Raw genomic sequence first — 13,173 nt, 5'->3', positions numbered from 1 at the left:
AGGAAAGAGTCACTATGAAATCGCTACTCGACCTGTTCAAGCAATTCACGCCGGACGAGCATTTCGATGCCATCCGCATCGGCATGGCTTCGCCCGAAAAGATCCGTTCGTGGTCTTTCGGCGAAGTGAAGAAGCCCGAAACCATCAACTACCGCACATTCAAGCCCGAGCGTGACGGTCTGTTCTGCGCCAAGATTTTTGGTCCTATCAAGGACTACGAATGCCTGTGCGGCAAGTACAAGCGCCTCAAGCACCGCGGTGTGATCTGCGAGAAGTGCGGCGTTGAAGTCACGCAGACCAAGGTGCGTCGCGAGCGCATGGGCCACATTGATCTGGCCGCACCTTGCGCTCACATCTGGTTCCTGAAGTCGCTGCCTTCGCGTCTGGGCCTGGTGCTCGACATGACGCTGCGCGACATCGAACGCGTGCTGTACTTTGAAGCCTACGTGGTGACCGACCCCGGCATGACCCCGCTGAAGAAGTTCAGCATCATGTCCGAGGACGACTACGACGCCAAGCGCAAGGAATACGGCGACGAGTTCATCGCCAAGATGGGCGCCGAAGGCATCAAGGACCTGCTGGAATCCATCGACATCGACCTGTCGATCGAACGCCTGCGCGGTGACCTGACCGGCTCCGAAGTCAAGGTCAAGAAGAACGCCAAGCGCCTGAAGGTGCTCGAAGCCTTCAAGAAGTCGGGCATCAAGCCCGAGTGGATGGTGCTCGAAGTGCTGCCCGTGCTGCCACCGGACCTGCGTCCGCTGGTGCCGCTGGACGGCGGCCGCTTCGCGACCTCCGACCTGAATGACCTGTATCGCCGGGTCATCAACCGCAACTCGCGTCTGCGCCGCCTGCTGGAGCTGAAGGCCCCTGAAATCATCGCCCGCAACGAAAAGCGGATGCTGCAGGAAGCCGTCGACTCGCTGCTGGACAACGGCCGCCGTGGCAAGGCCATGACGGGCGCCAACAAGCGTGCGCTGAAGTCGCTGGCCGACATGATCAAGGGCAAGTCCGGCCGTTTCCGCCAGAACTTGCTGGGCAAGCGCGTGGACTACTCTGGTCGTTCCGTGATCACCGTGGGCCCAACGCTCAAGTTGCATCAGTGCGGTCTGCCCAAGCTGATGGCGCTGGAGCTGTTCAAGCCTTTCATCTTCTCGCGCCTCGAAGCCATGGGCATCGCGACGACGATCAAGGCCGCCAAGAAGGAAGTCGAATCCGGCACCCCCGTGGTGTGGGACATCCTGGAAGAGGTCATCAAGGAACACCCCGTGATGCTGAACCGTGCACCTACGCTGCACCGTTTGGGCATCCAGGCCTTTGAGCCCATCCTGATCGAAGGCAAGGCCATCCAGCTGCACCCCCTCGTTTGCGCGGCCTTCAACGCCGACTTCGACGGTGACCAGATGGCTGTGCACGTCCCGCTGTCGGTGGAAGCACAAATGGAAGCCCGCACGCTGATGCTGGCCTCCAACAACGTGCTGTTCCCCGCCTCGGGCGAACCCTCCATCGTGCCTTCGCAGGACGTGGTGCTGGGTCTGTACTACGCCACCCGTGACCGTATCAACGGCAAGGGCGAAGGCCTGGTGTTCGCTGATACCGGCGAAGTGCAGCGTGCCCTGGACGCTGGCCAGGTCGAACTGGCTGCCAAGATCACGGTGCGCATGACCGAGTGGACCAAGGACAAGGCCACGGGCGAGTTTGTGCCCTCGACCTCGCTGGTGGAAACCACTGCAGGCCGCGCACTGCTGTCCGAGATCCTGCCCAAGGGCCTGCCGTTCAGCAACATGAACAAGGCGCTGAAGAAGAAGGAAATCTCCAAGCTCATCAACGTGAGCTTCCGCAAGTGCGGCCTGAAGGAAACCGTGGTGTTTGCAGACAAGCTGCTGCAAAACGGTTTCCGCCTGGCTACGCGTGCCGGTATCTCCATTGCCATCGACGACATGCTGGTGCCTCCGCAGAAGGCCGGCATCATTGAGCGCTCCGAGAAGGAAGTCAAAGAGATCGAACAGCAGTACGTGTCCGGTCTGGTGACGTCTGGCGAGCGCTACAACAAGGTGGTGGATATCTGGGGCAAGGCCGGCGACGAAGTGTCCAAGGTGATGATGGCCCAGCTGTCCAAGCAAAAGGTCACCGACCGCCACGGCAAGGAAGTGGACCAGGAGTCTTTCAACTCCATCTACATGATGGCCGACTCCGGTGCCCGCGGCTCTGCTGCCCAGATCCGTCAGGTGGCTGGTATGCGGGGTCTGATGGCCAAGCCAGATGGCTCGATCATCGAGACGCCCATTACCGCGAACTTCCGCGAAGGTCTGAACGTGCTGGAGTACTTCATCTCCACCCACGGTGCCCGTAAGGGTCTGGCCGACACGGCGCTGAAGACGGCGAACTCCGGTTACCTTACCCGCCGCTTGGTGGACGTGACGCAGGACCTGGTTGTGACCGAAGAAGATTGCGGCACGGCCAATGGTTCGCTGATGCGCGCCATCGTCGAAGGCGGTGAAGTGATCGAATCGCTGCGCGAGCGTATCCTGGGCCGCACTGCGGCTGAGGACGTGCTGCACCCCGAGAACCGCGCGGTGCTGGTCGAAGCTGGTGTGATGCTGGACGAAGACCTGATCGAAGAGCTCGAAGCCGCTGGCGTGGACGAAGTGAAGGTGCGCACGGCCCTGACCTGCGAAACCCGCTACGGCCTGTGCGCCAAGTGCTACGGCCGCGACCTGGGCCGCGGTGGCCTGATCAACCTCGGCGAAGCCGTGGGTGTGATCGCTGCCCAGTCCATCGGCGAGCCCGGCACGCAGCTGACCATGCGTACGTTCCACATCGGCGGTGCCGCTTCGCGTGCAGCCATCGCGTCGAGCGTGGAAGCCAAGTCCAACGGCGTGATCGGCTTCAACGCCACGATGCGCTATGTGAGCAACACCAAGGGTGAGCTGGTGGTGATTGCACGTTCGGGTGAAATCATCATCCAGGACGAGCATGGCCGCGAGCGTGAGCGCCACAAGGTGCCTTACGGTGCGACGCTGACGGTGAAGGCCGACCAGCAGATCAAGGCCGGTACGATCCTGGCCAACTGGGACCCGCTGACGCGACCCATCATCACCGAGTTCGCCGGCCAGACCAAGTTCGAGAACGTCGAAGAAGGCCTGACGGTGGCCAAGCAGGTCGATGAAGTGACCGGTCTGTCCACGCTGGTGGTGATCGATCCGAAGCGCCGTGGTGCCGCCAAGGTGGTGCGTCCGCAGGTGAAGCTGATCGACGCCCAGGGCAACGAAGTGAAGATCCCTGGTACCGACCACTCGGTGACCATCGGCTTCCAGGTCGGTGCTCTGATCCAGGTGCGCGATGGCCAGGACGTGGGCCCCGGCGAAGTGCTGGCGCGTATTCCGGTCGAAGGCCAGAAGACCCGCGACATTACCGGTGGTCTGCCCCGCGTGGCCGAGCTGTTCGAAGCCCGTACACCGAAGGACAAGGGCACCCTGGCCGAAATGACCGGTACCGTGTCGTTCGGCAAGGAAACCAAGGGCAAGGTTCGCCTGCAGATCACTGACCCTGAAGGTCGCGTGTTCGAAGAGCTCGTGCCCAAGGAAAAGAACATCCTGGTGCACGAAGGCCAGGTGGTGAACAAGGGCGAATCGATTGTGGACGGCCCGGCCGACCCACAAGACATTCTGCGTTTGCTGGGTATCGAAGAACTCTCGCGCTACATCGTCGATGAAGTGCAGGACGTGTACCGCTTGCAGGGTGTGAAGATCAACGACAAGCACATCGAGGTGATCGTTCGCCAGATGCTGCGCCGCGTCGTGGTCGAGAACGTCGGCGAGTCGAACTACATTGCCGGCGAGCAGGTCGAGCGCTCCGAGATCCTCAACACCAACGAGGCACTGCAGGCCGAGGGCAAGATCCCTGCGACCTACAGCAACCTGTTGCTGGGTATCACGAAGGCATCTCTGTCTACCGACTCGTTCATCTCGGCCGCTTCCTTCCAGGAAACGACCCGCGTGCTTACCGAGGCTGCCATCATGGGCAAGCGCGACGAGTTGCGTGGCCTGAAGGAAAACGTGATCGTGGGTCGCCTGATCCCTGCCGGTACGGGTCTGGCCTACCACCAGGCACGCAAGGCCAAGGACGCCATGGACGACGCCGAGCGCCGCGCCATCGCCGAAGCCGAAGCCGCCGAAATGGCAGCCCAGTCGGACGCCTCGGATGTGGACAGTGGCAGCGTCACTGCCACAGACGCAGCGGCAGACTGATAGAAAACAGCAAGGCCTCCCCCAGGCCCTGCTGCGGTCGCCACAGCGCCCCCGTCCTGTCCCAGGCAGGCCGGGGGCGTTTTTGATGGACGCGTGTCTTTTCACCGCCCGTCGTTTGTTTCAACTTTCTGTTTTTCGGGCCGCGACGGGTGCAGCAGCATCCGCTCCGGCAACTGTGCATGCTGTGGTCGTCGCCCCTCTTCTGGATTGCTTTTGCCGTCTTTCTGTTCTGGGCCCTGGGGGCCTACAACCGTCTGATGCGCCTGCGCTCGGCTGTCGTTCAGTCGTTCGGCAGTTTTGACGCACACATGGTGCGGCTGGTGGCCTTGCTCGGCGAGTTCGGCGCGGCGCAGACCGTACAGCGCGGCAACTTGCTGGCCGATGCAGGTGCGCAAGAGTTGGCCGCGCTGCAGGGTGCCGTGACGCAATTGAGTGCCTCGCTGGCCGTGGCACGCGCCCGCCCGCTGCAGGGTGACGCGGTGGCAGCATTGACCGCCGCCCGCGAAGTGCTGCGAGCGACCTGGGCCACCGCCTTGCAGAAGTTGCTGGCCGACCCTGCACAGCCAACATCATTGGCCTCGGCTGCAGATACCGCTACGGTGACCCCAGGGTCTGCGCCCGTGGTCCTGTCCGTGTGGCAGGTGCGCTGGGAGGAACACGCCGTGCAGAACGAGCAAGCGATTCGCGTGTTCAATGAGGCCGTGGTGCAGTACAACAGTGCCATTGCCCAGTTTCCGGCCAGCCTGCTGGCCTGGGTGTTCGGGTTCAAGGCGGCACGTGCGCTGTAACCCGTTTTCAGGATCACGATGACTCCACCTCCCCACCACCGTCCCCGCCGCACCGGTGGCAATGCGCCGCGTCCCGTGCGCGCAGGCTCCGGCCAGCAGTCTCCGCAGGCGGGTTCTGCTGCGGTCTCACCCGATAGGGCGACTTCGTCGAGTGCCCCGACGGTTCCTCTGTGGCGGTTGCTGACAGCGGTGGCTGGCGCCTTGCAGGCGATCCGCGGTGGGCAGTCCGGCACGGCAGCGCTGGCCGCCATAGAGATCGCGCTGCGCCCTGGCGCGCAGGCCCTGTTGTTCCAGGTATTGCGCCAGGCCGGGCGGGCCGAGGCCCTGCGCCGACAGCTGGCCGCCCGTGCCCCCGCACCCGCCGCCGATGCGCTGCTGTGCAGCGCACTGGCGCTGTGCTGGGACCCGCAGGCCTCGCCCTACGAACCCTTCACCCTGGTGAACCAGGCGGTGGAGGCGGCCAAGCACCACCCGGCCACCCGCGCGCAGGCCTCGTTCATCAACGGCTGCCTGCGCCGTTTTCTGCGCGAGCGCGACACCCTGGTGGCCGCCACCGACAACGATCCCGTGGCGCGCTGGAACCATCCGGCGTGGTGGGTGCAGCGCCTGCGCAAGGACCACCCCCAGCACTGGGAGCAGATCCTGCAGGCCAACAATGCCCACGCACCCATGGTGTTGCGGGTGAACGAACAAAAATGCTCGGTAGCGCAGTATTTACATGCCTTGGATGCTATTGGTTTAGGAGCGATTGCGGTGGGCCAGTATGGCGTCGCGCTGCGTCAGGCGGTGCCCGTTCAGTCGCTGCCACACTTTGCGGAGGGCTGGGTGTCCGTGCAGGACGCCGCCGCCCAGCAGGCGGCTCCTTTGCTGCTGCAAGGGCTGGATCTGAGTCAGCCCTTGCGCGTGCTCGACGCCTGCGCAGCCCCCGGCGGCAAGACGGCGCACCTGCTGGAGATGGCGGGTCCGCAGTCTCCCTTGCAGGTGACGGCGCTGGAGATCGATGCCACACGCAGCGTCCGCATTGGTGAAACCCTGCAGCGCCTGGGGCTGATGGCCCAGGTCTTGGTGGCCGATGCCGCCCGCCCGCAAGACTGGTGGCAGTCGCAGTGCGGCGGCGTGCCGTTCGACGCCATCCTGCTCGACGCTCCGTGCACCGCGTCCGGCATTGTGCGTCGCCATCCAGACGTGCGCTGGCTGCGCCGTGCATCCGACATTGCCCAGCTGGCAACCCTGCAGGCGGCCCTGCTCAAGGCCCTGTGGCCGCTGTTGCGTCCCGGCGGGCGCCTGCTGTATTGCACTTGTTCCGTCTTCCGGGCAGAGGGTGATGCCCAGGTGCAAACGTTTCTTGCACACAACACCGATGCGCAAATGCTGCCGTCGCCGGGGCATTTAATTCCCGGCAACGCGGACAAGGTCGGGGCTGTCCCGGACAATCTGACCGGTGACCACGACGGCTTTTTTTACGCACTGTTGCAAAAATCGGCGCAATGAGCCCCGGGGCATGCGCTGGTGGATGGTGTGCGCGTGGTTTGTGCTGTTTTGGGGGACGGTGCTCTGCTGGGTGCCGCAGGCCGTAGCCGCACAGGCGGCCTCCTCCGAGGTGGGTGACCTGCGCCTCGAACGCGGGGACGATGGCCTGTACCTGAGCGCCAACCTGCAATTTGAACTGCCCGAGCTGGCCGAAGACGCCTTGCAAAAAGGCATTCCCATGTTCTTCGTGGCCGACGCCCAGGTGCTGCGCGACCGCTGGTACTGGTCCGACCGGCAGGTGGCCGAGACCACCCGGTACTTCCGCCTGAGCTACCAGCCGCTCACCCGCCGTTGGCGTCTCAACATCTCCTCCACGCCTTTCACCAACAGCGGGCTGGGCGTGGTGCTGGGTCAGAATTTTGACAATTACGCCGATGCCTTGTCGTCGATTCAGCGTTTTTCACGCTGGAAGATCGCCGAACGCGATGTGATCGAGTCCGATGCCGTGCATACGGTGAACTTCCGCTTCCGCCTCGACATGTCCCAGCTGCCCCGTCCTTTCCAGATCGGTGCGGTCGGCCGGTCGGGCTGGAACCTGCTGGTGTCCCGCAGCCAGCGCCTGGGCGCAGAGCCAGCCAAGTGAGCACGTCCCCCCCATCCACCGGCGTTTCGGCATCGACCCACGCCACCGCCCGCCAGTCCCGCGCAGTGCGCTGGGCCGTGGGCGTGGGCGCCGCCATCATGTCGGCCATCGGTCTGGTACTGCTGTTCTTGCTGACGCTGGCCACCAACAACCGCGTGCTGTACGAGCGCAACTACGCCTGGCTCTTCGGCGTCAACGTGTTTGTGGCGCTGCTGCTGCTGCTGGTGCTGGGCTGGGTGGCGGTGCGATTGGGCTTGCGCCTGCGCAAGGGGCGCTTTGGCAGCCGCCTGCTGGTCAAGCTCGCAGCCATTTTTGCGCTGGTGGGGCTCATGCCGGGGCTGCTGATCTATGTGGTGTCCTATCAGTTCGTCACGCGCTCCATCGAAAGCTGGTTCGACGTGAAGGTGGAGGGTGCTCTGTCTGCGGGCGTCAACCTGGCCCGCGTGTCGCTGGACTCGCTGGCCACGGACATGGCCGCCAAGACTCGCAATGCCAGCGCCCAGGTGGCCCAGGTGCCTGATGCTGCTGCGGGCCTGGTGCTGGAGCGTATTCGCGACCAGCTCGGCGCGACCGACGTGGTGCTCTGGAACGCGTCCGGTCAGGCGGTGGCCAGCGCGGGACAGTCGCGCTTCAGTCTCAACCCCGAGCGGCCCGGCGCTGCCTTGCTGCGCACGGCGCGCCAGCAGCGCGCCACGGCGCAGATTGAAGGGTTGGACGACATCGCCGACCCGGCTGCGGCGCAGAACGCGCGGGTCAAGGTGCTGGCCCTGGTCAGCAGCCCCAGCGTGGGTCTGCTGATGGAGCCGCGTTATCTGCAGGCCACCTTGCCCCTGCCGCCCGCCCTGGTGGCCAATGCCATCGTCGTGCAGGAGGCCAATCGTGAATACCAGGAGCGTGCGCTGGCCCGGGGCGGGCTGCGGCGTATGTATGTGGGCACGCTCACGCTGAGTCTGTTCCTGGCGGTGTTCGGCGCGGTGCTGCTGGCGGTGCTGCTGGGCAACCAGCTGGCGCGGCCTTTGTTGGTGCTTGCAGAGGGGGTGCGCGAGGTGGCTGCCGGCAACCTGAGTCCCAAGGCCGCGCTGCAAAGCAAAGATGAGTTGGGTGGGCTGACGCGCTCGTTCGCGCTCATGACCCAGCAACTGGCAGACGCGCGCCAGGCGGTGGAGCAGAGCATGGGCGAGGTCGATGCCTCCCGCGCCAACCTGCAGACCATTCTGGACAACCTTACGGCGGGTGTCATCGTGCTGGATGCGCAGGGGCTGATCCGTTCGTCCAACCCGGGCGCCACCCGCATCCTGCGCGCTCCCATGGCCGCCTATGAGGGGCGGCCGCTGTCCGAAGTGCCGGGCCTCGCGGAGTTTGCCGCGTCGGTCCAGGGCCATTTCGATGCGTTTCTGGGGGACCATGAACGCCATGGCCTGGACCATTGGCAGCAGCCGTTCGAGCTGCATGCCTCCTCCGGCGGCGCCGGACAACACGCCACCAGCCTGGTCGCGCGGGGCGCCGAGCTGCCCGATGCCACCCGACTGTTGGTTTTTGACGACATTTCGGAGATCGTTTCGGCCCAGCGTGCGCAGGCCTGGGGCGAGGTGGCGCGCCGGCTTGCGCACGAAATCAAGAACCCGCTGACCCCCATCCAGCTGTCGGCCGAGCGCCTTGAAATGAAGCTGTCGGGCAAGCTGCCGGACCCTGAACAGGCCATCCTCGCCAAGTCCGTCAAGACCATCGTGGACCAGGTCGATGCGATGAAGCGACTGGTCAACGAGTTCCGCGATTACGCGCGCTTGCCTGCCGCCGAACTGCATGCGCTGGACCTCAATGCCCTGGTAGCCGACGTGCTCCATTTGTATGGGGCAGAAAACGCCACCGTGCCTGTAGAAGCCGAGCTGGACCCGCGCTGCCCCTGGATTGCGGGCGATGCGCAGCAGTTGCGCCAGGTCGTACACAACCTGCTGCAGAACGCCCAGGACTCGACCGAGCAGGCCCGCGCCGGGGCCTCCGAGCCCGTGCCGCCGGTGCGCATCAGCACCCGCTGGAGCGAATCGTCACGCCGTGTGCGGCTCACGGTGTCGGACAGCGGCGGGGGCTTTCCGTCCCACATCCTGCAGCGCGCTTTCGAACCCTATGTCACCACCAAACCGCGTGGCACCGGACTGGGTTTGGCCGTCGTCAAAAAGATCGCAGATGAGCACGGAGCGCGCATCGAACTGTCCAATCGCACCGAAGAAGGCGTGGTGCGCGGCGCCCAAGTGTCGTTATCATTCGCCCCTGAACCAGCGGTGGCGTCATAACAACACCGCCCCGCAGTACCTCCCCAAGGCGCTTCAACACACATGGCAAACATTCTGGTGGTCGACGATGAGCTCGGCATTCGTGATCTGCTGTCGGAAATCCTGAACGACGAAGGTCACAGCGTAGACCTCGCAGAAAACGCGACCCAGGCCCGAGCCGCCCGGGCAGGCAACAGCTATGACCTGGTGCTGCTGGACATCTGGATGCCCGACACCGACGGCGTCTCGTTGCTCAAAGAGTGGGCGACTGCGGGCGTGCTGACCATGCCGGTCATCATGATGAGCGGCCACGCCACCATCGACACGGCGGTGGAGGCCACGCGCATCGGCGCTTTCTCGTTCCTCGAAAAACCCATTACCCTGCAAAAGCTGCTCAAGGCCGTGGAGCAGGGCCTGGCCCGCAACGCGGCCCACCAGGCTGCACCCGTGGCTGCTGTGTCCGCACCCGCTGCCGCTCCGGCCGATCCGACGTTCTCGCAGCTGCCTGCCGTTTCTGCGGTGATGGCGGGGGTGGACCCCGGCCCCCACGCCCACCAGGGGTTTGACCTGGATCGCCCCCTGCGCGAAGCGCGCGATGGTTTCGAGAAAGCCTACTTCGAGTTTCACCTGGCCCGCGAAGGCGGCTCCATGACGCGCGTGGCCGAAAAGACGGGTCTGGAGCGCACCCACCTGTACCGCAAGCTGCGCCAGCTGGGCGTGGATCTGGGGCGCGGCAAGCGCGGCTGATCAATTAATTTGTGCCTTTTGCCGGAAGCGCTGATTTTTCTGGCTATAATTTGAGGCTCAGGCCCGGTAGCTCAGTCGGTAGAGCAGAGGATTGAAAATCCTTGTGTCGGTGGTTCGATTCCGCCCCAGGCCACCAAACAAAAGCCCTTGATTTGCAAGAATCAAGGGCTTTTTCAATTTCGTACCGCCGAAGCAGGGCCACACCCTGCATGGCAGGTGCGCATGCCGAAATCCTGCGTTGCCTTGGTGCTGGTTGCCGCCCGTACCGCGCATTGCCTTCCTTGTTGTCTCTCTCCACGTTCCCCATGCCCCTTCTGCAGGACACCACCCTTGGTATCGACTTCGGCACTTCCAACTCCGCGATGGCGGTGCGGCAGGGCACGGGCCTGTCGCGGATGGTGGCGCTGGAGGGGGATGCACACACGCTGCCCACGGCGCTGTTCTTCAACGCCGAAGACCAGCGCACGCACTTTGGGCGCGATGCGGTGGCGCAGTACCTCGCTGGCACGGAAGGGCGGCTGATGCGCTCGCTCAAGAGCCTGCTGGGCAGTGCGCTGCTGCAGGACAAGACCGCAGTGCACAACCAGCTGGTCAGCTACCAGGACATCATCGGCCTCTTCTTGCGGATGCTGGCGCAGAAGGCCCGCGACGAACTCGGTGGCATGCCCGGGCGGGTGGTGATGGGGCGGCCGGTGCATTTTGTGGACGGCGATGCCGAGCGCGATCAGCAGGCCGAGGACGCACTGCGTCAGGCCGCGCTGTCTGCAGGGTTCGAGAACGTGAGCTTCCAGTTCGAGCCCATTGCGGCCGCGCTGGACTACGAGCAGCGCATCGACCGGGAGTCGCTGGTGCTGGTGGTGGACATTGGCGGCGGTACGTCGGACTTCACGGTGGTGCGCCTGGGCCCCGAGCGCATGGCCCGCGCGGACCGCAGCAGCGATGTGCTGGCCACCACTGGCGTGCACATCGGTGGCACGGACTTTGACCGGCGCCTCAGCCTGGACCTGCTCATGCCGCTGCTGGGCTTTCGCCACATCGGTCCGTCGGGGCGCGAGGTGCCCAGCCGCGTGTTTTTCGACCTCTCGACCTGGCACCTGATCCAGTGGCTGTATTCGCCGCGCGCACTGCGTGATGCGCAGAACCTGCGCACCGACTATGCCGACGCCGCTCTGCATGCCCGGCTGATGCGGGTGTTGAACGAGCGGCTGGGCCACCGCCTGGCCAACACGGTGGAGCAGGCCAAGATCGCGGCTTCTCTGGCCGATGCCGAGGCGCCCATGCCGCTGGACTGGGTCGAGGCCGGGCTCGGCGCCGCCATCACGCCGCCCGGATTGGCGCAGTCCCTGGCGCAGCCGCTGGAACAGGTGGTGGCCTGCGCGCGCGACTGCCTGCAGATGGCGGGACTGGGCGATGGGGGTGTGGATGCGATCTACCTGACCGGGGGGTCGTCGGCATTGCGGCCCCTGCGCCAGGCACTGCGCACTGCCTTCCCGGCAACTCCGCAAGTGGAGGGTGATCTGTTCGGCGGGGTGGCTGCGGGCCTGGCGGTTTCGCGGTAGTCACGCCATCCAGTTTGCTATCAATTGGATAGCTTTTGCGGCATATTGCACCAGCGCTACCGCCCGAAAACATCGCAAACACGGCCCGGGAGCATCTGGAGTCAGTCCTGTACGCCATCCTCGCGCTTCCACTCCAGCGCGGTGTCGTACAGCACGTTGCGTGATGCACCCGTGATCTCGGCGGCCAGGCGCACGGCGGTCTTCAGGGGCAGCTCGGCCAGCAACAGGCGCAGCACGCGGTGGCTGTCGCCCGCGTCGCTGACCACAGGGACCGGGTGCAGCAGCACCACGAATTCGCCGCGCGAGCGCTGGGGCGACCCATCCAGCCACGCCGTCAGCGCCTGCGCGGGCTGGGTGGTGACTTCTTCAAACTGTTTGGTCAGCTCGCGCGCCAGGGTGACGGGGCGCTCGCCCAATACGGCCAGGGCCTGGGCCAGCTCGCCGATGCGGTGGGGCGCTTCGAGCAGCACCACGCACCGGGGCTCCTGGGCCAGCTGCTGCGCAATCACGTTGGCACGCTCCGCGTTCTTGACGGGCAGGAATCCTGCAAACACAAAGCCGCCGTGTTCGGTGCTGTGGGCCACGGCACCGGCCACGCTCAATGCGGTGGTGATGCTGCTGGCGCCCGGCAGTGGCACGGCACGCAGGCCCGCCGCCTGCACGGCAGCCACCAGACGTGCGCCGGGGTCGCTGACGCCGGGGGTGCCTGCGTCGCTCACATAGGCCACGCGCTGGCCCTGCTGCAGCCGGTGCACCACGTTCTGCGCGGCTTCGGCCTCGTTGTGCTGGTGCACAGCCAGCAGCTGGCTGGCGCCCTTGTCGATGCCGTAGGCGCGCAGCATCGACTGCGTATGGCGCGTGTCCTCGCAGGCCACCGTGTCGGCCAGTTGCAGCACATGCAGTGCGCGCAAGGTGATGTCGGCCAGGTTGCCGATGGGCGTGGCCACCACGTACAGCGCGCCCTGCGGATAATGCTGCGCAGCGGCGGCGTCGTGCGCCGCGCTCTGGGCTGAAGCGAAAGATGCGCTCAATGAATTTCCTTGGAAAAAGACCACCGGCCCTTGCCACCCCAGGGGCTGCCAAAAAAGCCACCACGCGTGAGCGGGGCAACGCTGCCGAGGACCAGGCATTGGCCCATCTGCAGGTAGCGGGACTGCAACTGGCGGTGCGCAATTATCGGACGCCCGGACGCGGCGGGGGCGAGATTGATCTGGTGATGCGTGACCGGGATGGCACCCTGGTGTTTGTGGAGGTGCGCAGCCGCGCGCATGGCGGCTTTGGCGGCGCCGGTGCCAGCATCAGCGCGACCAAGCAGCAGCGCATCATCTTTGCCGCACGGCACTACCTGATGCGCTTGCCGTCGCCACCGCCCTGCCGTTTTGACGTGGTGCTGGTGGAGGAGGGGGTGCAGTGGCTCAAGGCGGCGTTCGATGCGCAGTAGCGGCG

At 65.1% G+C, this 13,173-nt stretch carries 9 protein-coding genes and 1 tRNA gene; 9 read left to right on the top strand and 1 reads right to left on the bottom strand.

The window, feature by feature from the left end:
- The first annotated feature begins 14 nt into the window (after nucleotides 1-14).
- The 8 genes from rpoC to CLU87_RS18970 all read left to right on the top strand — a co-directional run bounded on the left by rpoC (nucleotide 15) and on the right by CLU87_RS18970 (nucleotide 11,727).
- The gene (gene rpoC, locus CLU87_RS19005; RefSeq protein WP_056745839.1) at nucleotides 15-4,250 is read left to right on the top strand and encodes a DNA-directed RNA polymerase subunit beta'; all 4,236 of its coding nucleotides are present in this window, start codon (nucleotides 15-17) and stop codon (nucleotides 4,248-4,250) included.
- Between the two features lie 179 nt (nucleotides 4,251-4,429).
- Nucleotides 4,430-5,038, top strand: coding sequence for a LemA family protein (locus CLU87_RS19000; protein ID WP_099731467.1), 609 nt, complete (start codon nucleotides 4,430-4,432; stop codon nucleotides 5,036-5,038).
- A gap of 18 nt (nucleotides 5,039-5,056) precedes the next feature.
- The gene (rsmB, locus tag CLU87_RS18995) at nucleotides 5,057-6,529 is read left to right on the top strand and encodes a 16S rRNA (cytosine(967)-C(5))-methyltransferase RsmB (RefSeq protein WP_233193820.1); all 1,473 of its coding nucleotides are present in this window, start codon (nucleotides 5,057-5,059) and stop codon (nucleotides 6,527-6,529) included.
- A gap of 10 nt (nucleotides 6,530-6,539) precedes the next feature.
- Entirely contained in the window at nucleotides 6,540-7,151 is a 612-nt protein-coding gene (locus CLU87_RS18990; RefSeq protein ID WP_099731466.1) for a DUF4390 domain-containing protein, read from the top strand.
- Nucleotides 7,148-9,442, top strand: coding sequence for an ATP-binding protein (locus CLU87_RS18985; RefSeq protein WP_099731465.1), 2,295 nt, complete (start codon nucleotides 7,148-7,150; stop codon nucleotides 9,440-9,442). Before CLU87_RS18990 ends, CLU87_RS18985 begins: the two co-directional genes overlap by 4 nt.
- Nucleotides 9,443-9,484: 42 nt before the next feature.
- Nucleotides 9,485-10,168 (top strand): response regulator, encoded by a 684-nt coding sequence (locus CLU87_RS18980; RefSeq protein WP_060986598.1) that lies wholly within the window; start codon nucleotides 9,485-9,487, stop codon nucleotides 10,166-10,168.
- A gap of 60 nt (nucleotides 10,169-10,228) precedes the next feature.
- Nucleotides 10,229-10,304 (top strand) — tRNA-Phe (locus tag CLU87_RS18975).
- 169 nt (nucleotides 10,305-10,473) lie between these two features.
- Nucleotides 10,474-11,727 (top strand): Hsp70 family protein, encoded by a 1,254-nt coding sequence (locus CLU87_RS18970; protein WP_099731464.1) that lies wholly within the window; start codon nucleotides 10,474-10,476, stop codon nucleotides 11,725-11,727.
- A gap of 101 nt (nucleotides 11,728-11,828) precedes the next feature.
- Here CLU87_RS18970 and rsmI read toward each other — a convergent pair whose 3' ends face one another.
- On the bottom strand, nucleotides 11,829-12,758 hold the full coding sequence (gene rsmI, locus CLU87_RS18965) for a 16S rRNA (cytidine(1402)-2'-O)-methyltransferase (RefSeq protein WP_099731463.1): 930 nt from the start codon (nucleotides 12,756-12,758) through the stop codon (nucleotides 11,829-11,831).
- Between rsmI and CLU87_RS18960 the strand changes: the two genes are divergently transcribed.
- The gene (locus CLU87_RS18960; protein ID WP_099731462.1) at nucleotides 12,758-13,168 is read left to right on the top strand and encodes a YraN family protein; all 411 of its coding nucleotides are present in this window, start codon (nucleotides 12,758-12,760) and stop codon (nucleotides 13,166-13,168) included. The genes rsmI and CLU87_RS18960 overlap by 1 nt on opposite strands.
- Nucleotides 13,169-13,173: the final 5 nt, after the last annotated feature.

Source organism: Acidovorax sp. 59 (assembly GCF_002754175.1).
Lineage (GTDB): Bacteria > Pseudomonadota > Gammaproteobacteria > Burkholderiales > Burkholderiaceae_C > Acidovorax > Acidovorax delafieldii.
Note: the sequence above shows the minus strand (reverse complement) of the source record. Positions and strands in the feature narration are given on the sequence as shown.